General features: G+C 68.7%; 20 protein-coding genes and 1 pseudogene. 14 read left to right on the top strand and 7 right to left on the bottom strand.

The window, feature by feature from the left end; all coding sequences use genetic code 11:
- Positions 1–1,515 (top strand): dihydrolipoyl dehydrogenase (gene lpdA, locus AC1DSA_RS25770; RefSeq protein ID WP_477894057.1); only part of this gene is annotated, 1,515 nt, incomplete at its 5' end.
- A gap of 2 nt (positions 1,516–1,517) precedes the next feature.
- On the opposite strand, the gene AC1DSA_RS25765 is transcribed toward lpdA (AC1DSA_RS25770), so the two are convergent.
- Both AC1DSA_RS25765 and AC1DSA_RS25760 read right to left on the bottom strand, forming a co-directional pair.
- Complete coding sequence (locus AC1DSA_RS25765; RefSeq protein ID WP_477894055.1) at positions 1,518–2,003, bottom strand: pilin; 486 nt, start codon at positions 2,001–2,003, stop codon at positions 1,518–1,520.
- Between the two features lie 77 nt (positions 2,004–2,080).
- Positions 2,081–2,653, bottom strand: coding sequence for a C40 family peptidase (locus tag AC1DSA_RS25760; RefSeq protein ID WP_477894053.1), 573 nt, complete (start codon positions 2,651–2,653; stop codon positions 2,081–2,083).
- Positions 2,654–2,876: 223 nt separating this feature from the next.
- Between AC1DSA_RS25760 and AC1DSA_RS25755 the strand changes: the two genes are divergently transcribed.
- Positions 2,877–3,917 (top strand): PQQ-dependent sugar dehydrogenase, encoded by a 1,041-nt coding sequence (locus tag AC1DSA_RS25755; RefSeq protein ID WP_477894064.1) that lies wholly within the window; start codon positions 2,877–2,879, stop codon positions 3,915–3,917.
- On the opposite strand, the gene AC1DSA_RS25750 is transcribed toward AC1DSA_RS25755, so the two are convergent.
- The 3 genes from AC1DSA_RS25750 to AC1DSA_RS25740 are packed head-to-tail and all read right to left on the bottom strand — an operon-like array spanning position 3,914 to position 6,699.
- Positions 3,914–4,567, bottom strand: a complete 654-nt coding sequence (locus AC1DSA_RS25750; RefSeq protein ID WP_477894051.1) for a response regulator — start codon at positions 4,565–4,567, stop codon at positions 3,914–3,916. The two genes, AC1DSA_RS25755 and AC1DSA_RS25750, sit on opposite strands and share 4 nt — an antisense overlap.
- Before the next feature lie 18 nt (positions 4,568–4,585).
- Positions 4,586–5,680: a sensor histidine kinase gene (locus AC1DSA_RS25745; RefSeq protein WP_477894049.1), complete on the bottom strand. Its 1,095-nt coding sequence runs from the start codon at positions 5,678–5,680 to the stop codon at positions 4,586–4,588.
- Positions 5,681–5,733: 53 nt separating this feature from the next.
- On the bottom strand, positions 5,734–6,699 hold the full coding sequence (locus tag AC1DSA_RS25740; RefSeq protein WP_477894047.1) for an ATP-grasp domain-containing protein: 966 nt from the start codon (positions 6,697–6,699) through the stop codon (positions 5,734–5,736).
- 49 nt (positions 6,700–6,748) lie between these two features.
- Here AC1DSA_RS25740 and AC1DSA_RS25735 point away from each other — a divergent pair, with 49 nt between their 5' ends.
- The 7 genes from AC1DSA_RS25735 (at position 6,749) to AC1DSA_RS25705 (ending at position 17,008) form a co-directional block, all read left to right on the top strand.
- Positions 6,749–7,354, top strand: a complete 606-nt coding sequence (locus AC1DSA_RS25735; RefSeq protein ID WP_477894061.1) for an isochorismatase family protein — start codon at positions 6,749–6,751, stop codon at positions 7,352–7,354.
- 72 nt (positions 7,355–7,426) lie between these two features.
- On the top strand, positions 7,427–9,322 hold the full coding sequence (locus AC1DSA_RS25730; protein ID WP_477894045.1) for a propionate--CoA ligase: 1,896 nt from the start codon (positions 7,427–7,429) through the stop codon (positions 9,320–9,322).
- Between the two features lie 183 nt (positions 9,323–9,505).
- Positions 9,506–12,376: a 2-oxoglutarate dehydrogenase E1 component gene (locus AC1DSA_RS25725; RefSeq protein WP_477894043.1), complete on the top strand. Its 2,871-nt coding sequence runs from the start codon at positions 9,506–9,508 to the stop codon at positions 12,374–12,376.
- Between the two features lie 103 nt (positions 12,377–12,479).
- Entirely contained in the window at positions 12,480–13,754 is a 1,275-nt protein-coding gene (odhB, locus tag AC1DSA_RS25720; RefSeq protein WP_477894041.1) for a 2-oxoglutarate dehydrogenase complex dihydrolipoyllysine-residue succinyltransferase, read from the top strand.
- Positions 13,755–13,831: 77 nt separating this feature from the next.
- Positions 13,832–15,253 (top strand): dihydrolipoyl dehydrogenase, encoded by a 1,422-nt coding sequence (gene lpdA, locus AC1DSA_RS25715; protein WP_477894039.1) that lies wholly within the window; start codon positions 13,832–13,834, stop codon positions 15,251–15,253.
- 13 nt (positions 15,254–15,266) lie between these two features.
- A complete protein-coding gene (gene zapE / locus AC1DSA_RS25710; RefSeq protein WP_477894037.1) occupies positions 15,267–16,367 on the top strand; it encodes a cell division protein ZapE in 1,101 nt (366 codons plus the stop codon).
- A complete protein-coding gene (locus AC1DSA_RS25705) occupies positions 16,364–17,008 on the top strand; it encodes a hypothetical protein (RefSeq protein ID WP_477894035.1) in 645 nt (214 codons plus the stop codon). The genes zapE and AC1DSA_RS25705 overlap by 4 nt, the downstream gene beginning before the upstream one ends.
- Positions 17,009–17,025: 17 nt before the next feature.
- On the opposite strand, the gene AC1DSA_RS25700 is transcribed toward AC1DSA_RS25705, so the two are convergent.
- Positions 17,026–17,796 (bottom strand): PP2C family protein-serine/threonine phosphatase, encoded by a 771-nt coding sequence (locus AC1DSA_RS25700; RefSeq protein WP_477894033.1) that lies wholly within the window; start codon positions 17,794–17,796, stop codon positions 17,026–17,028.
- 96 nt (positions 17,797–17,892) lie between these two features.
- Here AC1DSA_RS25700 and AC1DSA_RS25695 point away from each other — a divergent pair, with 96 nt between their 5' ends.
- Positions 17,893–18,096, top strand: coding sequence for a YdcH family protein (locus AC1DSA_RS25695; RefSeq protein ID WP_477894059.1), 204 nt, complete (start codon positions 17,893–17,895; stop codon positions 18,094–18,096).
- Between the two features lie 47 nt (positions 18,097–18,143).
- Entirely contained in the window at positions 18,144–20,177 is a 2,034-nt protein-coding gene (locus AC1DSA_RS25690) for an ATP-dependent DNA helicase (RefSeq protein WP_477894031.1), read from the top strand.
- Between the two features lie 4 nt (positions 20,178–20,181).
- Here the strand turns inward: AC1DSA_RS25690 and AC1DSA_RS25685 are convergent, their stop codons facing one another.
- Positions 20,182–20,985, bottom strand: coding sequence for an outer membrane protein assembly factor BamD (locus AC1DSA_RS25685; RefSeq protein WP_477894029.1), 804 nt, complete (start codon positions 20,983–20,985; stop codon positions 20,182–20,184).
- Between the two features lie 45 nt (positions 20,986–21,030).
- On the opposite strand from AC1DSA_RS25685, the pseudogene AC1DSA_RS25680 reads away from it, so the two are divergent.
- The 3 genes and pseudogenes from AC1DSA_RS25680 to rluB all read left to right on the top strand — a co-directional run.
- Positions 21,031–22,002: pseudogene (locus tag AC1DSA_RS25680) on the top strand (RluA family pseudouridine synthase); the annotation flags it as partial.
- A 176-nt stretch (positions 22,003–22,178) separates the two neighbouring features.
- Positions 22,179–22,886, top strand: a complete 708-nt coding sequence (gene scpB, locus AC1DSA_RS25675; RefSeq protein WP_477894027.1) for an SMC-Scp complex subunit ScpB — start codon at positions 22,179–22,181, stop codon at positions 22,884–22,886.
- 2 nt (positions 22,887–22,888) lie between these two features.
- Positions 22,889–24,276, top strand: a 1,388-nt coding sequence (gene rluB / locus AC1DSA_RS25670; protein ID WP_477894025.1) for a 23S rRNA pseudouridine(2605) synthase RluB, incomplete at its 3' end; no start/stop codon positions are given.

The following is a 24,276-nucleotide window of genomic DNA, read 5'->3' as shown; positions in this document are numbered from 1 at the left end:
GCGGCGGCCCCGGCGACAGCGCCTGCCGCCGCGGCCGCCGCACCGGCCGCGCCCCGGCCCGCCGGGTCCTATTCCGGCGGCGTCGACCTGGAATGCGACATGCTGGTGCTCGGCGCCGGACCGGGCGGCTACTCCGGCGCGTTCCGCGCGGCCGACATCGGCATGAAGACGGTGATCGTCGAGCGCTACGCAACGCTGGGTGGTGTCTGCCTGAACGTCGGCTGCATTCCCTCGAAGGCGCTGCTGCACGTCGCGGCCGTGATGGACGAAGTGAGCCACATGGACGCGCTGGGCATCTCGTTCGGCAAGCCCAAGGTGGACCGCGCGAAGCTGAAGGCGCACAAGGACAAGGTGGTGGGCAAGCTCACCGGCGGCCTCGCCGCGATGGCGAAGATGCGCAAGGTGACGGTCGTGCGCGGCATCGGCACCTTCCTCGATCCCTACCACCTGGAGGTGCAGGAAACCACCGGCACCGGCGCCGAGGTGACGGGCAAGAAGCAGGTGATCCGCTTCAAGAACGCGATCATCGCCGCCGGCTCGCAGGCGGTACAGCTGCCCTTCATGCCCAAGGACCCGCGCGTCGTGGACTCCACCGGCGCGCTGGATCTGGCTACTGCGCCGAAGCGCATGCTGATCCTCGGCGGCGGCATCATCGGCCTGGAGATGGGCACCGTGTATTCCACGCTGGGCGCGCGGCTGGACGTGGTGGAGATGCTCGACGGCCTGATGCAGGGGGCCGATCGCGACCTGGTGCGGGTGTGGCAGAAGATGAACACGCCCCGCTTCGACAACATCATGCTGAAGACCAAGACCGTCGGCGCGGAAGCGACCAAGGACGGCATCCTGGTGCGCTTCGAGGGCGAGCAGGCTCCCAAGGAGCCGCAGGTGTACGACCTGGTGCTGCAGGCCGTCGGCCGCAGCCCCAACGGCAAGAAAATCGGCGCCGAGAAGGCGGGCGTGAACGTGTCCGACCGCGGGTTCATCCCGGTCGACATCCAGATGCGCACCAACGTGCCGCACATCTTCGCCATCGGCGACATCGTGGGCCAGCCCATGCTCGCGCACAAGGCCGTGCACGAGGCGCACGTCGCTGCCGAAGCGGCGGCGGGCGAGAAGAGCGCCTTCAACGCGCGCGTGATCCCCAGCGTGGCCTACACCGATCCGGAAGTCGCGTGGGTCGGCCTCACTGAGGACCAGGCCAAGGCCGAAGGCATCGCGATCAAGAAGGGCCACTTCCCCTGGACAGCGTCCGGACGCGCGATCGCCAACACGCGTGACGAAGGCTTCACCAAGCTGCTGTTCGACGCCAGCACGCACCGCATCGTCGGCGGCGGCATCGTGGGCACGCATGCCGGCGACATGATCGGCGAGGTGGCGCTGGCCATCGAAATGGGCGCCGACGAGATCGACATCGGCAAGACGATCCATCCGCACCCGACGCTGGGCGAAAGCATCGGCATGGCTGCGGAGATCGCCCACGGGACCTGCACCGACGTTCCGCCGCCGCGGAAATAAGCTCAGCGGCAGCGCGGGGGCAGCAGGCCGGACGGCACGCTCGTGCGGTTCTCGCCCTGCGCCTCCATCTTGTCCGGTGGTGCCGCGCGGCCGCACAGCCAGGTGAGCGGAACCACCCGCGCATCCGGCACGCCCGCGGGGCGCAGCGTGAGCTGCTGGCCATGCAGGCTGCGATGCGCGCGGTTGCCGAAGGCGATGTGGATCGCGCCCTGGTCCAGCGTGACCGAGCGCACCCACTGGTTCACGATCTTCTCCGGAGGGGGCAGGCCGGCCGCGGCATTGTCGGCAGGCGGCGCCGCCGCCGTGCGCCACGCCAATTCGACGGCGGGCTTGGCCAGGTCGGCCAGCGGCAGGGCTTCCGCCACCTGTTCGCGCACGACGCGGTCGATGGCGCTCGGCAGCGCGATCAGCGCCAGGATCGCCAGCACCGACAGCGTCACCATCAGTTCCAGCAAGGTGAAGGCGCGCGTCCTGCGTCCGCTGCGCATGCGCGGATCATGGGAGCGCCCGGCGCCGGAGCGCCCGGGGGGCCGGCGCGAACCGGAGGACGCGATGTCGGTGGAGATCAGTCGGCGGCGGGGGCTAGCACGGCCGGCACGGGCACGCGGCGGGCACCGTCGAAGCGGGCGGCCCAGTAAGGCACCGCCATGTCTTCCACCCGCACCTGCGCACCGGGCTTGGGGGAATGGATGAACTTGTTGTCGCCGACGTAGATGCCCACGTGGCTGAAGGTGCGCCGCAACGTGTTGAAGAACACCAGGTCGCCCGGCTGCAGGTCCTGCTTGTCGATCTTCTGGGTTGCCGCCGCCTGCTCGTTGGCGCGCCGCGGCAGGATGAAGCCGACCGTCTGTTCGTACATCGCCTTGACGAATCCGCTGCAATCGAAGCCGGTTTCCGCCGAATTGCCGCCGCGCCGGTACGGCACGCCGAGGGAGCCCATGGCCGTGAGCACGAGGTCCGAGGCCTTGGTCGCGAACCGGGTGGCCCCGACGCCCATTTGCACGCGGACCTCTTCGATCCGGTCGACGAGGCGCTTTTCCGTCATGTAGCGGCCGACGTCCTCTTCCGCCGAAACGGGAGGGCCGGCGTGGACGCCAGTGACGGCGACCAGGGCAATGAGGCTGAGCCAGCGGTGCATTGGGGTGGAGGTTAGCCTCCCGCCGAGCTGGGCGTCAAGCAAACGATCGTTCCAAGTGATTGATTTGTTTCGGGAATCGAGAAGTGGCGGGTGCGGCGTGGCTGATGAACAATGGGCCACCATGCGTGCCAACTTGCGGAGCCCGTCCTCTCGCCGGCCCTGGGGCCGGCTGGCAACTTCGTGCATCGCGGGGATTGTCGCAGGGTGGCTGGCCCAGGCGGTGATGGCCCAGGCAGGCCGCCCCGAGACGGTCGCCAGCGGGCTGGACCATCCTTGGGCCGTGGCCTTCCTTCCGCAGGGGCGCTTCCTGGTGACCGAACGGCCGGGGCGCATGCGCATCGTGGGTGCGCAAGGCGCGCTCGGCGCGCCGCTGGCGGGCGTGCCGGAAGTCGTGGCGCGCGGACAAGGCGGCCTGCACGACGTGGTCACTGATTCGGACTTCGCCAACAACCGGACGATTTACTTCTGTTACGCCGAGCCGGGTACCGGCGGCAACGGCACGGCGCTGGCCCGTGCGCGGCTGTCCGCCGACGAGCGCCGGCTCGACGATGTGCGCGTGATCTTCAGCCAGAAGCCCAAGGTGGCCAGCACCGCCCACTTCGGCTGCCGCATCGTCGAGGCACGCGACGGCACGCTGTTCCTCACGCTGGGCGAACGCTTCGTCCGCAAGGAGGACGCGCAGACGCTGGACAACCACCTGGGCAAGATCGTGCGCGTGCAGAAGGACGGCGGCGTGCCCAGGGACAACCCGTTCGTGGGGCGTCCCGGCGCCTTGCCGGAAATCTGGAGCTTCGGCCACCGCAACGGGCAGGGCGCCACGCTCGCCCCGGACGGCACGTTCTGGATGCACGAACACGGCCCCCAGGGAGGCGACGAGATCAACCTGCCGCAACCGGGCCGCAACTACGGCTGGCCGGTGATCACGTATGGCGAGAACTACGGCGGCGGCAAGATCGGCGAAGGCCTCACGCAGAAGGCCGGCATGGAACAGCCGCTGCATTACTGGGTCCCGTCGATCGCGCCGTCCGGCATGGCCTTCCTGACCAGCGACCGCTATGGGCCGGACTGGAAGGGAAGCCTGTTCGTCGGCTCGCTGAAGTTCAGCTATCTGGCTCGCTTGCCGGTCGTCGACGGAAAGGTGGGCCGCGAGGAGAGGCTGCTGTCGGGAGTGGGCCGCGTGCGCGACGTGCGCCAGGGGCCGGACGGTTTTCTCTACCTGCTCACCGACGAAAGCAGCGGCAAGCTGGTGCGCGTGGCGCGCTAGGCTTTCACCAGGCCCTTGCGCACCGCGTAGCGCGTGAGGCTGGCGATGTCGTTCAGGCGCAGCCGCTCCATGATGCGCGCGCGGTGCACGTCCACCGTCTTCGGGCTGAGGCCCAGTTCGAACGCGATCTCCTTGGCCGATTTGCCCTGGGCAATCAAGGTGAGGATCTCCACCTGCCGGGTGGTCAGCTCGTCGTCCACGGTGGGTTCCGACGGCTGCAGCAGGCGCTGGGCCACCGCGGCGCTGAAGTAGCTGCCGGTGGCCATCACGCTGCGCAGCGCCTGCTCCAGTTCGAAGGGCGGGGCATCCTTCATCAGGTAGCCGCAGGCGCCGTTGGAGACGGCGCGCTTGACGAAGTCCACGGTGTCGTACATCGACAGCACGATCACCTTCACGGAGGGGAACCGATGGTGGATCTCGGAGATTGCCGTGATGCCATCCATGCCGGGCATGGAGATGTCGGTCATCACCACGTCGGGCTTGACCGACTCCAGTATCTGCAGCAGCTCGAGGCCGTTGCGCGCCTCGGCGATCACGCGCACGCCATCGACGGTGGACAGCAGGGCCTTGATGCCGGAACGCACGAGGTCGTGGTCGTCGGCCAGGACGACCTGGATGGGTGGGGGGGCGTTGTGGTTCTTCGGAATCATGGTGCTCTCTTCTCTTTGTCACAGCACGGCGCGGATCGCCACGCCGCCGCCGTCCCGGGTGCGGATGTGCAGCCGTCCGCCGGCCAGCTCCGTCCGCTCGATCATGCCGTACAGGCCGATGTTTCTTTCACTCTGGCGGCCGTTGAGGACCGCCGCCTTGTCGAAGCCGATGCCGTCGTCCAGCATCAGCACGCTGATCCGGCCGCCTGGCAGGAAGCGCAGCCGCACGCGGACATGCTCGGCGTTGGCGTGACGCACGGTGTTGGTCAACGCCTCCTGCACCAGCCGCACCGCCACCGCCGCGTTCTCCTCCAGGGTCTTCGGTTCCTCGCCGCGCGTGGTCAGATCGCAGCGCAGGCCCGCGGGCTCCGCGATGCGCTGCATCGCCGACTGCACCGCGGGCACGAGGCCCAGCAGGTCCAGCTGCGCGGGCCGCAGCGAGAAGGACAGGGTCTTGAGCTGCTGCAGCGCGCCGTTCGCCAGCTCCGCCGCGGTGGTGCTGTGCTTGTGGGAGATTTGCGGCTCCTGCGCTCGCTCCGCGGCGTGCAGGTGGATCACGACCGCCGTGAGTGTCTGGCCCAGCTGGTCATGCAGCTCGCGCGAGATGTGGGAACGCTCGCGCTCCTGCGCCAGCACGAAGCGGGCCGACAGCTCCTTCAGGCGCGCGTAGGCCGCCTGCAGTTCCGCGTCCAGCCGCTCTTTCTCCTGCGCGCGGCGCCGCTCCTCGAGCACCCGGCCGATGATCTGGGGCAGGGTGCCCAGCTTGTCCTTGGTCAGGTAGTCCTTGGCGCCACAGCGCAGCACGTGCACCGCCGCTTCTTCGCCGATCGCGCGCGTGAGCACGATCAGGGGCACGCTGCTGCGCCGGGTGACCAGGATCTGCAGCGCCGCGTAGGGCGAAAAGCGGGGAAGGTTGAAGTCACAGAGGATCACGTCCCATTCGCCCTCGAGGGCGGCCACGAAGCTGGCGGCGTTGTCCACCCGGTGCAGCTCGTAGCGGCGGCTGGGATCCGCCCGTTCCAGGGCGATGCCCATCAGTTCCACGTCGTCGGGGTTGTCCTCGACGCACAGCAGCCGGATGGTTCGGAAGTCGGGGACTGCGCGGCTGGACATGGGCGCGGGGAAGTGTACCGTCGGGCTTTGGCCCTCCCGGTTAGGCAAGTTCCCTACCGGCCACGCGCCAGTTGCGCCACGAGGTAGTCCACGACGCGCTCGAAGGGATCGAAACCGAAGGCCTCGCCGATCGCCGGGCGCAGGTTGGAATTGGCATTGACGTCGTAGAAGACGCGACGTCCGTCGGTGGTCTCGAGGTATTCGATGCCGCCGACGTCCAGCTTCGCCGCCTGCACGATCCGCTTGGCCGTGGCCACGGCGGCGTCCGGCACCTCCGGGTAGGGGTAGAACTCCACCGGCGGGGCGTCTACCGGCTGCTGGGCCGGGATCTCGCAGACGCCGTCGCCGTCCTCCGGGTTGCAGACCGGGGAGGGGCACAGGTTGAAGCGCCCGTGGGTCTTCACCCGCATCGCGTACAGCAGCTCGCCGCCCAGGAACTCCAGCCGCACGATGCCCTGGTCGGGGTCGTGCGGCAGGTATTCCTGCAGCAGGAACAGGTTGTCGGGCAGCCAGTTCGACGGGTCGCGGCGGAAGATGTCCTCCACCTCCTCGATTGACTCCACCACCTGGATGCGGGCGCCGCTGCCGCCCTGGTCCGGCTTCAGCACGGCAGGCCAGCGCAGGCTGCCGGCGTGCGCGCGCAGGGCCGATGCGTCGTTGAAGGTGATCGAGTGCGGCGTGGCGATGCCCAGGATGTGCAGCAGCGCCGCCTGCACGCTCTTGCTCAGCTCCAGCGCGAAAACGTCGGCGCCGTTGAGCACCCGCGCACCCAGCGCTTCCAGGGTGCGCATGTAGGCCAGGGCGAGCGGGACCGCGCGGGTGTTGCCGCGCAGGTAGGCGCTGGGGCTGGCCTGGTTGAAGTAGAGGCGGGCGCGGGGCGCGTCGGTGTTGCTGAAGGCGGCACGGGTGACGTCGAAAGGCTCGAAGGCGACGCCGCGCTTGCGCAGGGCGGCGAACAGCGGCTTCTGCCATTCGGGGTGTTCGTGCAGGACGATGAGATCGGGGGACGAGGAGGTCATTTCGGCGCCATGCTAGCGGCAAGGAATAATCCCGGGTGAAGGAATGCCTATGCTGCTTGACGTCGAAGAATCCCAACTCGTGCTGGTCGACTACCAGCAACGCCTGATGCCCTCGATCCACGAGGCCGAGCGCGTGGTCGGCAACGCCGTGCGGCTCGCCCGCATCGCCCAGCTGCTGGAGGTGCCGGTGTGGTGCACGGAGGAAAATCCGGAAGGCCTGGGCGGCACGGTAGAGGCGCTCCAGCCGCTGGTCGCCGGCCGGGTGCTGTCGAAGATGGCCTTCGACGGCACCAGCGTGCTCCTGCCGCGGCTGAAGCCGGCGCCCAGGCCGCAGGGCGGAAATGCCCGCAGCCTGCCCAAGCACCTGCAGAAGGCGGCACCCCCGGCTCCCGCGGCCCGCGAGTGCATCGTGCTCGCCGGCTGCGAAGCGCATGTGTGCCTCATGCAGACGGCGCTGGGCCTGCTGGAGCAGGAGCTCGAGGTGTGGGTCGTGACCGACGCCTGCAGTTCGCGCACCGACCGCAACCGCGACGCCGCGTTCGACCGGCTGGCGGCGGCCGGCGCGGAACTCGTGACCACCGAGATGGTCGCCTTCGAGTGGCTGCGCGACGCGGGCCATCCCCGCTTCAAGGACGTGTTGACGATCGTCAAGTAGGCCGTTCGTCCGCGTCAGCCTGTGGCAAGCCGCATGGCCACAATGGGCGGCGGACAAGAACAGGAGACAAGCATGGGCTACGCGGATTTCTACCGGCGTTCGATCGACGATCGCGATGCGTTCTGGGCCGAACAGGCCAAGCTGATCGACTGGCAGACACCGCCCGCGCAGATCTGCGACACCAGCAAGCCCCCGTTCTACCGTTGGTTCGCCGGCGGCAAGACCAACCTGTGCCACAACGCGGTGGACCGGCATCTCGCCACCCGGGCGGACCAGGCCGCCCTGATCTTCGTTTCCACCGAGACCAACGAGGAACGCGTCTACACCTTCCGCGAGCTGCACCACGAAGTGCAGCGCATGGCGGCGGTGCTGCAGTCGCTGGGCGTGGGCCGGGGCGACCGTGTCCTGATCTACATGCCCATGATCGCGGAAGCCGCCTTCGCGATGCTGGCCTGCGCGCGCATCGGCGCGATCCACGCCGTGGTCTTCGGCGGCTTCGCCTCGCACTCCCTGGCGTCGCGCATCGAGGACGCCTCGCCCAAGGTCGTGATCAGTGCGGACGCCGGCTCCCGCAGCGGCAAGGTCGTGCCCTACAAGCCGCTGCTGGACGAAGGCATCAAGCTGTCCAGCCACAAGCCCGCCGCCGTGCTGCTGGTGGACCGCAAGCTGGCGCCCATGGACAAGGTGGCCGGCCGCGACCACGACTGGGCGACGCTGGCCGACCGGCACCAGCGCACGGAAGTGCCGTGCACCTGGCTGGATGCCACCGACATCAGCTACACCCTGTACACCAGCGGCACGACGGGCAAGCCCAAGGGCGTGCAGCGCGACGTGGGCGGCTACGCCGTGGCCCTGGCCGCCAGCATGAAGCACATCTTCCTGGGGCAGCCTGGCGAGACCTACTTTTCCACCAGCGACATCGGCTGGGTGGTGGGCCACAGCTACATCGTGTACGGCCCGTTGATTGCCGGCATGGCGACCATCATGTACGAGGGCCTGCCGATCCGCCCCGATGCCGGGATCTGGTGGAGCCTGGTCGAGAAGTACAAGGTGACCTCGATGTTCAGCGCCCCCACCGCGGTGCGCGTGCTGAAGAAGCAGGATCCCGCCTTCCTGAAGAAGTACGACCTGTCCAGCCTGCGCGCCCTGTTCCTGGCGGGCGAGCCGCTCGACGAGCCCACCGCCCGCTGGATCAGCGACGGCCTCGGCGTTCCCATCATCGACAACTACTGGCAGACGGAAAGCGGCTGGCCCATCCTGACCATCGCCAATGGCGTGGAAAAGAAGGCCAGCAAGTTCGGCAGCCCGGGCGTGCCCATGTACGGCTACGACGTGCGCCTGGTGCACGAGTCGACCGGCGAGGAATTGACCGGCCCCGACCAGAAGGGCGTGGTCGTGATCAAGGGCCCGACGCCGCCGGGCTTCATGCAGACGGTGTGGAAGGACGACGAGCGCTTCGTCAAGACCTACTGGTCCAGCATTCCGGGCCAGCAGGTCTACAGCACCTTCGACTGGGGCATCCGCGACAAGGACGGCTACTTCTACATCCTGGGCCGCACCGACGACGTCATCAACGTGGCCGGCCACCGCCTCGGCACCCGCGAGATCGAGGAGAGCATCTCCAGCCACCCCAACATCGCCGAAGTGGCGGTGGTGGGCGTGGCCGACCAGCTCAAGGGGCAAGTGGCCATGGCCTTCGCCGTGGTCAAGGACACCTCCAGGCTGGTCGACGATGCGTCGCGCCTCAAGCTCGAGGGCGAGGTGATGAAGGTCGTCGACGAGCAACTGGGCGCCGTGGCGCGGCCCGCGCGCGTGCGCTTCGTGACGGTGCTGCCCAAGACGCGCAGCGGCAAGCTGCTGCGGCGGGCCATCCAGGCGGTCTGCGAGGGCCGCGACCCCGGCGACCTCACCACGATCGAGGATCCCACCGCCTTGCAGCAGATCAAGGAACTGGTGTCGGCAAAGTGATCCGGGCACCGGGGATGGGAGCGACCCCATCCTTGGTGTTAACCCGCATTCGGTGGCACAATCCCCACCGCAACCAAGGGCCCTTCCCCCACAGTCGCATCCGCCAACCGGTAAAGCCGTGACGCGGAAGGTTTCTCCAACCAGCTCCATGTCCCCTGCAGGGGGACGGAAAGTAGCGAATCGATGAGCGATCAAAGCTCGGTCTATGCGGCCTATCAGGGCAACACCTATCTCTTCGGCGGCAATGCGCCCTATGTCGAGGAGATGTACGAAAACTACCTGGCCAATCCCGGCAGCGTGCCCGACCACTGGCGCGAGTACTTCGATGCGCTGCAGAACGTGCCCGCGGTCGACGGCTCCAACGCCAAGGACGTGCCCCACCTCCCGGTGGTCAACGCCTTCGCCGAGCGCGCCAAGAAGGGCGGCACCAAGGTCATCGTCGCCGCCGGCGCGGACCTCGAGCTGGCCCGCAAGCGCACCGCCGCGCAACAGCTGATCGCGGCCTACCGCAACGTCGGCTGCCGCTGGGCCGACCTCGATCCGCTCAAGCGCACCGAGCGCGAGCACATCCCCGAACTGGACCCGGCCTTCTACGGGTTCACCGATGCCGACCAGGAAGCCGTGTTCAACACGAGCAACACCTTCTTCGGCAAGGACAGCATGTCGCTGCGCGAGCTGCTCAATGCGCTGCGCGAGACCTACTGCGGCACCATCGGCGCCGAGTACATGTACATCAGCGACCAGGGCCACAAGCGCTGGTGGCAGCAGAAGCTGGAATCGATCCGCTCCAAGCCGCAGTTCGGCACGGAGAAGAAGCGCCACATCCTCGACCGCCTGACGGCCGCCGAGGGCCTCGAGCGCTTCCTGCACACGAAGTACGTCGGCCAGAAGCGTTTCTCGCTGGAAGGCGGCGAAAGCTTCATCGCCTCCATGGACGAACTGATCCAGCAGGCCGGCGCCAAGGGCGTGCAGGAGATCGTGATCGGCATGGCGCACCGCGGCCGCCTCAACGTTCTGGTCAACACCATGGGCAAGATGCCCAAGGACCTGTTCTCCGAGTTCGACCACACCGCGCCGGAAGAACTGCCGGCCGGTGACGTCAAGTACCACCAGGGCTTCAGCTCCGACGTCACCACGTCCGGCGGCCCGGTGCACCTGTCGCTCGCCTTCAACCCCTCGCACCTGGAGATCGTCAATCCCGTGGTCGAGGGTTCCGTGCGCGCGCGCATGGACCGCCGTGCCGACTCCAAGGGCGAGCAGGTGCTGCCGGTGCTGGTGCACGGCGACGCTGCCTTCGCGGGCCAGGGCGTCGTGATGGAGACGCTGGCGCTGGCCGAGACCCGTGGCTACTACACGGGCGGCACGGTGCACATCGTGATCAACAACCAGATTGGTTTCACGACCTCCGATCCGCGCGACGCGCGTTCCACCCTCTACTGCACCGACATCGTCAAGATGATCGAGTGCCCGGTGCTGCACGTGAACGGCGACGATCCGGAAGCCGTGGTGCTCGCGACGCAGCTCGCGCTCGAGTACCGCATGGAGTTCAACAAGGACGTGGTGGTGGACATCGTCTGCTTCCGCAAGCTGGGGCACAACGAGCAGGACACGCCGGCGCTGACCCAGCCGCTGATGTACAAGAAGATCGCGGCCCACCCCGGCACGCGCCGCCTGTACGCCGACAAGCTGGCGACCCAGGGCATGGGCGACACGCTGGGCGACGACATGGTCAAGGCTTACCGCGCCGCCATGGATGCCGGCAAGCACACGGTCGATCCGGTGCTGTCGAACTTCAAGAGCAAGTACGCCGTCGACTGGGCGCCCTTCCTGGGCAAGAAGTGGACGGACGCCGCCGACACCGCCATCCCGATGGCCGAGTGGAAGCGCCTCGCCGAGCGCATCACGACGGTGCCGCAGAACTTCACCGTGCACCCGCTGGTGAAGAAGGTGCTGGAAGACCGCGCCGCCATGGGTCGGGGCGAGGTCAACGTGGACTGGGGCATGGGTGAGCACATGGCCTACGCCTCGCTGGTCGCCTCGGGCTATCCCGTGCGCCTGTCGGGCGAGGACGTGGGCCGCGGCACCTTCGTGCACCGCCACGCGGTGCTGCACGACCAGAGCCGCGAGCGCTGGGACGTCGGCAGCTACACACCGCTGCAGAACGTCGCCGACAACCAGGCGCCCTTCATCTGCATCGACTCCATCCTGTCCGAAGAGGCGGTGCTGGGCTTCGAGTACGGCTACGCTTCGAACGATCCCAACACCCTGGTGATCTGGGAAGCGCAGTTCGGCGACTTCGCCAACGGCGCCCAGGTGGTGATCGACCAGTTCATCGCCTCCGGCGAGGTGAAGTGGGGCCGGGTCAACGGCATCGCGCTGATGCTTCCCCACGGCTACGAAGGCCAGGGGCCCGAGCACAGCTCGGCGCGCCTGGAGCGCTTCATGCAACTGTCGGCGGACACGAACATGCAGGTGTGCCAGCCGACCACGGCCAGCCAGATCTTCCACCTGCTGCGCCGGCAGATGGTGCGCAATCTGCGCAAGCCTCTGGTGATCATGACGCCCAAGTCGCTGCTGCGGAACAAGGATGCGACCTCGCCGCTGTCCGAGTTCACCAAGGGCGCCTTCCAGACGGTGATCCCCGACCAGAAGGACCTGAAGGCCGACAAGGTCAAGCGCATGGTCGTCTGCTCCGGCAAGGTCTACTACGACCTGGCCAAGAAGCGCGAGGAGAAGGGCGCCGACGACGTCGCCATCCTGCGCATCGAGCAGCTCTATCCCTTCCCGCACAAGGCTTTCGCCACGGAACTGAAGAAGTACCCGAACCTCGGCGAGATCGTGTGGTGCCAGGACGAGCCGCAGAACCAGGGCGCCTGGTTCTTCATCCAGCACAACATCCACGAGAACCTGAACGAAGGCCAGAAGCTGGGTTACGCCGGCCGCCCGGCCTCCGCGTCGCCCGCCGTGGGGTATGCGCACCTGCACGCCGAACAGCAGAAGGCGTTGGTCGATGCCGCCTTCGGCAAGTTGAAGGGCTTCGTTCTTACGAAGTAGCGATATTCCCGACGCCATCGGCGCGGGAATATCTCCGCGCGGTCGACACGGACCCGGAAGGCCGGTCACCGCGCGGGTCGCAAAACATGATCTAGGAACAAAAATGGCTATCGTTGAAGTGAAAGTCCCGCAACTGTCCGAATCGGTTGCCGAAGCGACCATGCTGCAGTGGAAGAAGAAGCCCGGCGATGCCGTGGCCCTGGACGAAATCCTGATCGAGATCGAGACCGACAAGGTGGTGCTCGAAGTGCCGGCGCCCAGCGCCGGCGTGCTGGGCGAGATCGTGGTGGGCGACGGCGGCACCGTGGTGTCCGACCAGGTCATCGCGAAGATCGACACCGAGGGCAAGGCCGGCGCCGCCGCGCCCGCTGCCGCCAAGGCGGCTCCCGCGGCCGCCACCGCCGCTGCGCCGGCCCCGGCCATGGCCGCCGCCGGCGGATCCAAGTCCGACGTCGCCATGCCCGCCGCCGCCAAGATGATGGCGGACAACAGCGTTCCCGCCGGCGCCGTGCCCGGCACCGGTCGCGACGGCCGCGTGACCAAGGGTGACGTGATCACCGCGCTGGCTTCCGGCGTGATCGCCAAGGCCGCGGCCGCGCCCATGCCGGCGCCCGCCGCCGCCGCGCGCCCCGCGTTGCAGCAGGTCGCCGCACCCGTCGCCGCACCGGACCTGGGTGACCGTCCCGAGCAGCGCGTGCCGATGTCGCGCCTGCGCGCCCGCGTCGCCGAGCGCCTGCTGCAGTCGCAGTCCACCAACGCCATCCTGACCACCTTCAACGAGGTGAACATGGCGCCCGTGATGGAAATGCGCAAGAAGTTCCAGGAAAAGTTCGAAAAGGAACACGGCGTCAAGATCGGCTTCATGTCCTTCTTCGTGAAGGCGGCCGTGCACGCGCTGAAGAAGTACCCGGTGCTCAACGCCTCGGTGGACGGCAACGACATCGTCTACCACGGCTACTTCGACATCGGCATCGCGGTGGGTTCCCCGCGCGGCCTGGTGGTGCCGATCCTGCGCAACGCCGACCAGATGTCCTTCGCCGACATCGAGAAGAAGATCGCCGAATACGGCGCCAAGGCGCGCGACGGAAAGCTGGGCATCGAGGAGATGACCGGCGGCACCTTCTCCATCTCCAATGGCGGCGTGTTCGGCTCCATGCTGTCCACCCCCATCATCAACCCGCCGCAGTCCGCCATCCTGGGCGTGCATGCGACCAAGGACCGCGCGGTGGTGGAGAACGGCCAGGTCGTCGTCCGGCCGATGAACTACCTGGCGATGTCGTACGACCACCGCATCATCGACGGCCGCGAAGCCGTGCTGGGCCTGGTGGCGATGAAGGAAGCGCTGGAAGATCCGGCCCGCCTGCTGTTTGATATTTGACAGACGAAAACACGGCCCCTGACGGGGCCGTGTCCTTGTGGCGGGCTGCGCCCGGCAAACCAAAAAGAAACTCTCCCATGGCCAATAAACAATTCGACGTCGTCGTCATCGGCGGCGGCCCCGGCGGCTATATCGCGGCGATCCGCGCGGCACAGCTCGGCTTCAACACCGCCTGCATCGACGAGTGGAAGACCAGGGACGGCAAGCCCGCACCCGGCGGCACCTGCACCAACGTGGGCTGCATCCCGTCCAAGGCGCTGCTGCAGTCCTCGGAGAACTACGAGGAAGCGGGCAAGCATTTCGGCGACCACGGCATCTCGATGAAAGACCTGGCGATCGACATCGGCAAGATGGTCGCGCGCAAGGACGCCGTGGTGAAGCAGAACAACGACGGCATCCTGTACCTGTTCAAGAAGAACAAGGTCAGCTTCTTCCATGGCCGCGGCTCGTTCGTGAAGGCGGCCGACGGCGGCTACGAGATCAAGGTCGGCGAAGAGACGCTGGTCGGCAAGCACGTCATCGTCGCCACCGGGTCCAACGCGCGCGCGCTGCCCGGCGTGCCTTTCGACGAGGAGAAGGTCCTCTCGAACGACGGCGCGCTGCGCATTCCGGCCGTGCCGAAGAAGCTCGTGCTGATCGGTTCCGGCGTCATCGGCCTGGAGATGGGCTCCGTGTGGCGCCGCGTCGGCGCCGAGGTCACGGTTCTCGAAGCGCTGCCGACCTTCCTGGGCGCGGTCGACGAGCAGATCGCCAAGGAGGCGCACAAGGCCTTCACCAAGCAGGGCCTGAAGATCGAGTTGGGCGTCAAGGTCGGCGAGGTCAAGGCGAGCGGCGCGGGCCTGTCCGTCAACTACACCACCGCCAAGGGCGAGGCGCAGACCCTGCAGGCCGACAAGCTGATCGTCTCGATCGGCCGCGTGCCCAATACCAACGGCCTCAACCACGAGGCGGTGGGCCTGAAGCTGGACGAGCGCGGCGCGATCGTGGTGGACGAGAACTGCCGGACCAACCTCCCCAACGTGTGGGCGGTCGGCGACGTGGTGCGCGGCCCCATGCTGGCGCACAAGGCGGAAGAAGAGGGCGTTGCCGTGGCCGAGCGCATCGCGGGCCAGCATGGGCACGTCAACTTCAACACCATCCCCTGGGTGATCTACACCAGCCCCGAGATCGCGTGGGTCGGCCGCACCGAGCAGCAGCTCAAGGCGGACGGCGTGCAGTACAAGGCCGGGACCTTCCCCTTCATGGCCAACGGCCGCGCGCGCGCGCTGGGCGACACGACGGGCATGGTGAAGTTCCTGGCGGACGCCAAGACGGACGAGATCCTGGGCGTGCACATCGTCGGCCCCATGGCCAGCGAGCTGATCTCGGAAGCCGTGGTGGCAATGGAGTTCAAGGCCTCCAGCGAGGACATCGCGCGGATCTGCCACGCGCACCCATCGCTCTCCGAAGCGACCAAGGAAGCCGCGCTGGCCGTGGACAAGCGCACCCTCAACTTCTGAGGCGCGCCTCGAAGTGCCGTCGGTCCGCGAAGTCTACGAAGCCGAACTGGTCGCCCGAGGCTACAAGAGCGACCCCGCGCAGCTGCGCGGGGTCGACGCGCTGGAACGCTGCGCCACCGAGTGGTCGCAATACAAGGGGCAGCGTTCCAATGCCTTCAAGAAGCTGATCAACCACCCGGCGATTCCCCGGGGCGTGTACATGCACGGCGGCGTCGGCCGCGGCAAGAGCTTCCTCATGGACTGCTTCTTCCAGGCCGTGCCGGTGGTGCGCAAGACCCGCCTGCATTTCCACGAGTTCATGCGCGAGGTGCATCGCGAGCTCGCCGACCTGCAGGGCACCGTGAACCCGCTGGACGCCCTGGGCGCCCGCATTGCCAAGCGCTACCGGCTGATCTGCTTCGACGAGTTCCACGTCGCCGACATCACGGACGCGATGATCCTGCACCGCCTGCTGGACGCGCTGTTCGCCAACGGGGTGGGCTTCGTCACCACGTCCAATTTCCGGCCGGACGATCTCTATCCCAACGGGCTGCACCGGGACCGCATCCTGCCCGCCATCGCGCTGCTGAACGAGAAGCTGGAGGTGATCAGCGTCGACAACGGCACCGACTACCGCCGCCGCACGATGGAGCAGGTCAAGCTCTACCACACGCCGCTGGGGCCGGAAGCGGACGCGCAGATGAACGAGGCGTTCACGCGCCTGGCCGCCTCGCACGACGAGGACCAGCTGCTGCTGATCGAGCACCGCGAGATCCGGGCGCGGCGCAAGGCGGGAGGCGTGATCTGGTTCGACTTCCGCACGCTCTGTGGCGGGCCGCGGTCGCAGAACGACTACCTGGAGATCGCGACGCAGTTCCACACGGTGCTGCTGAGCGACGTGCCGCGCATGTCGGCGCGCAATGCGTCGGAGGCACGAAGGTTTACCTGGCTGGTGGACGTTCTTTACGATCGGCGTGTCAAACTGATCGTGTCGGCCCAGGTCCCGCCGGAGGCGTTGTACACCGAGGGGGCGCTGGCCCATGAATTTCCCCGCACCGTCTCGCGGCTCAACGAGATGCAATCGGCGGAATACCTCGCTCTCGAACACCGCACCGTCGACACCCGCCTCACATGAAGACCCTGCTGGCCTGCCTCTTCGCGCTGCTCGCTGCCTCGCCGGTGCTGGCCCAGGGAGATGCCGCGGAACGCGCGCGCATCCGCGACGAGCGCGCGGCCGCCGAGACGCGCTTCGCGGAAGAGAAGAAGGCGTGCCGCGCCCGCTTCGCCGTCACCGACTGCATCGACAAGGTCACGCGCGAGCACAACGCCCGGCTGGCCGACCTCCGGCGCCAGGACAACCTGCTGAACGATGCCGAGCGCAAGCGCCGCGCGGCGGAGCGCCAGAAGGAACTGGACGAGCGCAACTCGCCCGAAAAGCAGCAGCAGGCCGCGGACAAGCGCGCCAAGGCGCTGGCGGACCAGCAGGAACGCGACGCGCGCGCGGCCGAAAAAGCGTCCAAGCGGGCCGAGCAGGACGCGCAGCGTGCCAGCCGCACCCCGACCGAGAAGACCCCCAAGGGCGAGCCGGCGCCGCAAGGCTCGCCGCGCGATGCCAAGCCAGCGCACGGCAACGGGCCGACGGCGCAGGAAGCTGCGAAGAACCGCGCCGACTACGAGGCGCGGCAGAAGGAAGCGCAGCAGCACAAGGCCGAGATCGAGGCGCGCAACGCCAAGCGCAGCAAGCCGGCGGCCTCCGACCTTCCGCCGCCCCGCTGAGGCAGCGGCCGCCTGAATCAGGAGCCCAACGGCTCCAGCTTGACGATCACCAGCGACAGGTTGTCGCCGCCGCCGTGGCCGCGCGAGCGAGCCTTCTCGATCAGGAATTCCGTCGCTTCGCGCGGGGACAGCGAAGACAGCACGGATCCCAGTTCGTCGGCGCTGAAGTAATGCCAGACGCCATCGCTGCAGGCCAGCAGCGTATCGCCGGGGCGCAGCTGCTCGATGAAGTGCACGTCGGCCGGCGGGTCGTCCTCCGCGCCCAGGCATCCCATGAGGATGTTGGACTGCGGGTGCACGTTGGCCTCGTCCTCGGTGAGTTCGCCGCGGTCCACCAGTGTCTGCACGTAGGAGTGGTCCATCGTGCGCTTGACCAGCTTGTTGCCGTGGAAGTGGTAGATGCGCGAATCGCCTGCATGCACCCAGTGGCATTCGCCATTGGGATTGATGATGAAGGCCGCGATCGTGCTGTGCGGTTCCTGCTCGGACGATATCGCCGTGAGCTTGATGACCAGGTGCGACTCCTGCACCATCTGCCTGAGCACGGTGGGCGTGTCGTCGTGGTCCGGCGAGTAGCGGTCGAACAGCTGCTTGCAGGTCATCATCACCTGGTCCGACGCCTTGCGCCCGCCGCTGCGGCCGCCCATGCCGTCGGCCACCACGCCGAGCACGCAACCGTTGATGCGCGGATGCGAGATCAGCGCGATCTGGTCCTGCTGGTACTCGCGGTCTCCCTTGTGGATCCCGGTGGAGGCGGTGAGGCGATAGCCTTTGCTGGTGCTGCTCATGGGAGGGAAATGATGCGCTGGCGCGCGGTCGGTCGATTATTGCCTGCCAAAGACGTATTATCGATTGATCCCTCCAGCGGCGCCCCGCTTTTTACCTTGGACTCCAACCTGCATTCCCCCGAACGGCGCCTGATCGAGCTGCGCATGGAGCACGCCGACCTCGACGCCATGATCGACCGCACGGCGGAGGAACAGCCCGTGGACGAACTCATGATGCGCCGCCTCAAGAAGCGCCGGCTGGCGCTGCGCGACCAGATCGCGCGGCTTGAACTCGTGCTCGATCCCAAAGAACCCGCGTAATGATGGAATCGGCGGCTGCGTCGCCTGGGCGCGACGACGGGCACCCCGTGGACGCGCTGCGCGCGTGGGCGGGCGAGCCCACGCAGGACCTCGAGCAGCTTGCGCGCGAGGCGTTCGTTCCGGGCGGGGTGCTCGCACGGGCGGCGGAGGCGTTCCTGCCGCGCGCGGGGCAGACCGAGATGGCGGCGGCGGTGGCGCGCACCATCGCGCGCGGCGGTGCCCTCGTCGTCGAGGCCGGCACCGGCGTCGGCAAGACCTTTTCCTACCTGGTGCCGGCGCTGCTCAGTGGCGAACGCGTGCTGCTCTCCACCGCGACCAAGACGCTGCAGGACCAGCTGTTCGGCCGCGACCTGCCGCGGCTGGCCGAGGCGCTGGGGCTGCCGGTGCGCATGGCGCTGCTGAAGGGTCGCGCCAGTTACCTGTGCACGCACCGCCTGGACCTCGCCCGGCACGACGCAAGCCTGCCCGATCGCTCGGCGCTGCGCACGCTCGCCAAGATCGAGGAATGGGCGCAGTCCACGCGCACCGGCGACCTCGCCGAGATGCCGGGCCTGGATGAGCGCTCGCCCGTCCTGCCGCTCGTGACGTCCACGCGCGAGAACTGCCTGGGCTCGCAGTGTCCCAAGTTCCGCAACTGCCACGTGAACAACGCGCGCCGCGAAGCGCTGGCCGCGGACGTGGTCGTGATCAACCACCACCTGTTCTTCGCCGATCTCGCGGTGCGCGAATCCGGGATGGCCGAACTGCTGCCCACCGTGCGCGTCGTGGTGTTCGACGAGGCGCACCAGCTCAACGAAACCGGCGTGCAGTTCCTCGGCCGCCAGGTGGGCACGGGCCAGGTGCTGGACTTCACCCGCGACATGCTGGGCGCGGGCCTGCAGCTCGCGCGGGGGCTGGTCGACTGGCAACAGCTGGCCTCGGCCACGGAACGCGCAGCACGCGACCTGCGGCTGGTGGTCGGGCGCGGGGCGCCCGGCGCCCGCCTGCGCTGGGCCGGCGCTGCGCCCGAAGGCGTGCCCGAGTCCGGCTGGCGCGAAGGGCTCGCCGCGCTGGGGGAAGCATTGCGCCAGGCAGCCGACGGCATCGCCACCGTCAGCGAGATCGCGCCGGACTTCGCGCGGCTGCACGAGCGCGCCGAACTGCTCGCGCAGCGGGTGAACGCATTCGACGCGCCGGCGCAGGAGGGCTGCGTGCGCTGGCTCGATGTCGGTACGCACCTGCGCCTGGTGGAGTCGCCGCTGGACATCGCCGAGGCCGTGCAGCAGAAGCTGCTGAAGACGGGGCAGGAAGAGGGCGACGAGACCGCGCGCCGCGCCTGGATCTTCACGTCGGCCACGCTGGGCGACGACGCGCGCCTGTCCTGGTTCACCGAACCCTGCGGCCTGGCCAGCGCGGAGGTGCTGCGCGTCGCCAGTCCCTTCGACTATCCGTCGCAGGCCGCGGTCTACGTTCCGCGGGACCTGCCGAGGCCGAACGATCCCGCGCACAGCGCCGCGGTGGCCCGGTTGGCCGAGCGCGCGGCGCGGCGGATCGGCGGCCGCACCATGGTGCTCACGACCACGCTGCGCGCGCTGCGGGCGATCGGCGAACAGCTGCAGGCCCGCTTCCAGGGCACGGGCGAGCTGGAAGTGCTGGTGCAGGGCCAGTGGCCCAAGCGGCGCCTGATCGAGCGCTTCCGCGAAGGGGCCGGCCACGGGCGCCCGGGTTGCATCCTGGTGGCGTCGGCCTCGTTCTGGGAAGGCGTGGACGTGCCCGGCGAGGCGCTGCAGCTCGTGGTGATCGACAAGCTGCCTTTCCCGCCCCCCGGCGACCCGCTGGTCGAAGCGCGCGGGCAGCGGCTGGAGGCCCAGGGGCGCAGTCCGTTCAACGAGTATTTCGTGCCGGAGGCCGCCGTGGCCCTGAAGCAGGGCGCCGGACGCCTGATCCGGCGCGAGTCGGACCAGGGCCTGCTGGTCGTGTGCGACACGCGGCTGGTGCAGATGGGCTATGGGCGCCGGCTGCTGGCGGCGCTGCCGCCGATGCGCCGGCTGGACGGCGAGCCGGCCTTCGAAGAGGCGCTGGATCGCCTGGCTTCCGCCTAGGCGATCACCAGAACTTGTACCAGGGCGAGGACTGCTTCGAGGGCCCGCCCAGGTACTCGCTTTGCGGATAGTTCTTTTCCAGAACGCGGCGCGTGTCGTCGCGCAGCTGGGCCATCCCGAGGGCCTCGTACGAGTGCATCAGGATGGACAGCGCTTCTTCCAGGGCGGGGACGTCCCGGTAGTCGTTCAGCGCCGCCTGCGCGCGATTGATCGCCGCCACGTAAGCGCCGCGCTGGTAGTAGTAGCGCGCGACGTGCACCTCGTACTGCGCCAGCGAGTTGACGATGTACGTCATGCGCGCGCGCGCATCGGGCGTGTAGCGGGAATCGGGGAAGCGCGTCACCAGATCGCGGAAGGACTCGAACGATTCCTTGGCGGCCTTCTGGTCCCGTTCGGACAGGTCCTGCCGGATCATCCAGGAGAACAGGCCCAGGTTGTCGTTGAAGTTGACGATGCCCTTGAGGTACAGCGCGTAGTCGAGGGCGGGGCTGGACGGGTGCAGCTTGATGAAGCGGTCCAGCGTGGCGAGCGCCTGGGCCTGGTCGCCGGCCTTGTAGTGGGCATAGGCGCGATCCAGCTGGGCCTGCTGAGCCAGGGGCGTGCCGGCCGCGCGGCCTTCCAGTTTCTCGAGCAGCGGGATGGCCTTGTCGTAGCCCCCGCTGTTCATTTCGTCCTTGGCCTCGGCGTAGATCTTGTTCGGGCTCCAGGTCGCGGTCTTGTCGTCTTCCTTCAGGCTGGAGCAGCCCGCCAGCACGAGGGCTGCGAGCGCGACGACGGGGACCACGGATAATTTGCCTCGAACCTGCATGCAACTCTCTCGACGGAAGGGCGACCCATTATATCGACCGACCCCCTGCAGCCCGCGACGGAAGACCTCTCCGAGGAACCCGGTGCCGAGGCGGAGACACGTCCCTTCGTGATCGAGGCGGCGCTGCACGGCGAGCGGCTCGACCGTGCGCTGGCGCAGCTGGTGCCCGAGCTTTCGCGCAGCTACCTGCAGCAGCTGATCGCCGACGGCGCCGTGCGCCTGCGCGGCGTCCCGCTCACCAAGGCCTCGCACCGCGTGCGCGCCGGGGAGGCCGGCGAGGTCGAATTGCGCCCGACGCCGCAGAGCCAGGCGTTCGTGGCGCAGGACCTGCCGCTCACCGTCGTGTACGAAGACGAGCACCTGCTGGTGGTCGACAAGCCCGCCGGCCTCGTGGTGCATCCGGCGCCGGGCAACTGGAGCGGCACCTTGCTCAATGCGCTGCTCGCGCGTGATGCGGGAGCCCGCATGCTGCCGCGTGCCGGCATCGTGCACCGCCTGGACAAGGACACCAGCGGGCTCATGGTGGTGGCGCGCACGCGCGCCACGATGGACCGGCTGGTGGCGATGATCGCCGCGCGCGACGTGTCGCGGCAGTACCTGGCGCTCGCGCACCGGCGCTGGGAAGGAGGGGCGCAGCGCCGCATCGATGCGCCGATCGGGCGCGATCCGCGCAATCGGCTGCGGATGGCGGTGGTGGACCTCGAAAGAGGGCAGTCCGGCAAGGCGGCGGCCACCGTCGTTCAGCTGCTGCAGCAGGCGGAGGCCGGCTGCGCGGTGCTGTGCACGCTGGAGACCGGCCGCACCCACCAGATCCGCGTCCACATGGCGCACATCGGCCATCCGCTGGTGGCGGATCCGCTCTATGGCGGCGGCGCGGCGGCCGGCGTGCGGCGCCAGGCGTTGCATGCGTTCCGGCTGGCGTTCGCGCATCCGGTCACGGGCGAGCCGCTGGCGTTCCATGCGCCGTTGCCGGTCGACCTGCACGCGGCGTGGGAGGCGTGGGGGCTGCGTTACAATGAAATCGAACGGCTCACGAGCCAGTCCGCGGCGGCGGCCTTCCATGGCCAGTCCGGCCCGGCGCCCGTCCAGGCGCACCCCGCAGGGGAAAACGTCCAGGCGGCGACCCCGACAGCAAAGCCCTTGGCCCAGAACAGCAGCGCCTCGCGAGGCGCCTCTTCCATCACGACGAAACGATGAATACGGCGGATGCCAGGCGCGTTCTCGAGACCGCGTTGATCTGCACCCAGCAGCCCCTGACGGTGCGCGAACTGCGCGTGCTGTTCAATGACGAGCTGGGTGCCGACACCATCAAGGACCTGCTCGGCGAGCTGCAGAACGAGTGGACGCAGCGCGGCGTCGAGCTCGTCTGCGTGGCGACCGGCTGGCGCTTCCAGAGCCGCCCCGAGATGCGCGAGTACCTCGATCGGCTGCATCCGGAAAAGCCGCCCAAGTACAGCCGGGCCGCGCTGGAGACGCTGGCGATCATTGCCTACCGGCAACCGGTCACGCGGGGCGACATGGAAGACATTCGCGGCGTGACCATCAACACGCAGATCCTCAAGCAGCTGGAAGACCGCGGCTGGGTCGAGGTGATCGGGCATCGCGAGGCCGCCGGCCGGCCCGCCCTGTACGCCACCACGCGGCAGTTCCTGGACGACCTGGGCGTGGCTTCGCTCGACCAGCTCCCCGAGCTGCAGGGACCCGCCCAGCACGGCGTGCTGGAGGCACTGGCCGAGGCCGGCCCGCCGCAGCCGGAACTCGCGATCGCCGCGCCGGATGCGGGCGAAGACGGCGCCGCAGGTGACAGCGCAAGCTCCGCCGCCACGGCCGGCGAGACACCCGCCGCGACAGGCGACAACGGCATCGACGATCAAGACGCGGCGCAAGCCGTCGAGACCTAAGCATGAACGACCCGACCGATGCGATGGCCCGCGGATCCTCCGAGGAGGGCCCGCCCGAGCCCGGCAAGCCGGAACCGGAGGCCGAGTCCCCCGCGCGCGCGCCGACCGAACCCGGGGAGCCCCCGGCAGCCGACACCAGCGACCGCGACCAGGACGACGACTACGACGACGAGGACGACGACGACCGGGACGAGCGCCGTCCGGAAGGCGCCGAACAGGGGCGGGAACCCGGCGTGGCACCGGTCGAGCCGCGCGCCCGCTTCGAGGACGTCGTCACCGGCCGCTTCGATGCCGAGGAAGAGTCTTCGGAGGCCGCGCCGCCCAAGCGCGTGCTGGCGCCCCAGCCGGAAACGCCCAAGCTCCACAAGGTGCTCGCGCAGGCCGGCCTGGGTTCGCGCCTGGAGATGGAGCAGCTGATCACGGAGGGGCGCATCTCGGTCAACAACGAGCCCGCCCACATCGGCCAGCGCATCCAGTTCGGCGACCAGATCAAGGTCAACGGCAAGCCGATCCGCGTGCGCATCGCGCCGCCGCCGCCGCGCGTGATCGCGTACCACAAGCCCGTCGGCGAGGTCGTGACGCACGACGACCCGCAGAACCGGCCCACCGTGTTCCGCAAGCTGCCCAAGCTGCAGCAGGGCAAGTGGCAGTCGGTCGGCCGGCTGGACCTCAACACGGAAGGCCTGCTGCTGTTCACCAGCTCCGGCGAGCTCGCCAACCGGCTCATGCACCCGCGCTTCGGACTCGAGCGCGAGTACGCCGTGCGCGTGCTGGGTGCGCTCAGCAACGAAGAAAAGCAGAAGCTGCTCGACGGCGTGCAGCTCGACGACGGCCGGGCCGCCTTCGGCTCCATCGAGGAGGGCGGCGGCGAGGGTTCCAACGTCTGGTACCGCGTGACCATCAACGAAGGCCGCAACCGCGAGGTGCGCCGGCTGTTCGAGACCGTGGGCCATGCGGTCAGTCGGCTGATCCGCATCCGTTACGGCGCCATGGTGCTTCCGCGCGGGCTCAAGCGCGGCGGCTGGATGGAACTGGACGAGCGCGACATCAACGCACTCACGCACGCCGCGGGCGCCGGGGACCTGGGCCGGCCGGAGCGCCGGGGCGACCAGGGCGGTGAAGGTGGCGGACGGGGCGGCGGCCGCAACAAGCGGCGCGGCAACACCCGTGGCGATGGCCCGCGTCCGCAGGGCGGTCCCGGACCGTCCGGCCGGCAGGGCCAGGGACAAGGCGGCCAAGGGCAGGGCCGGCGCAAGTCCGGCGGCGGAGGCGGGGGCGGGGGCGGGGGCGCAGGCGGCGGCGGCAGCCAGCCGGATCCGATGAAGACCTCGCTGGGCTACATCGGCGCCGACAGCTTCAACCGGCAGCGCCGGGGCGGTGGCGGCGGTGG

It is taken from the genome of Ramlibacter sp. P4_H7 (genome assembly GCF_056400765.1).
This window is presented reverse-complemented; position numbering and strand designations above follow the sequence as displayed.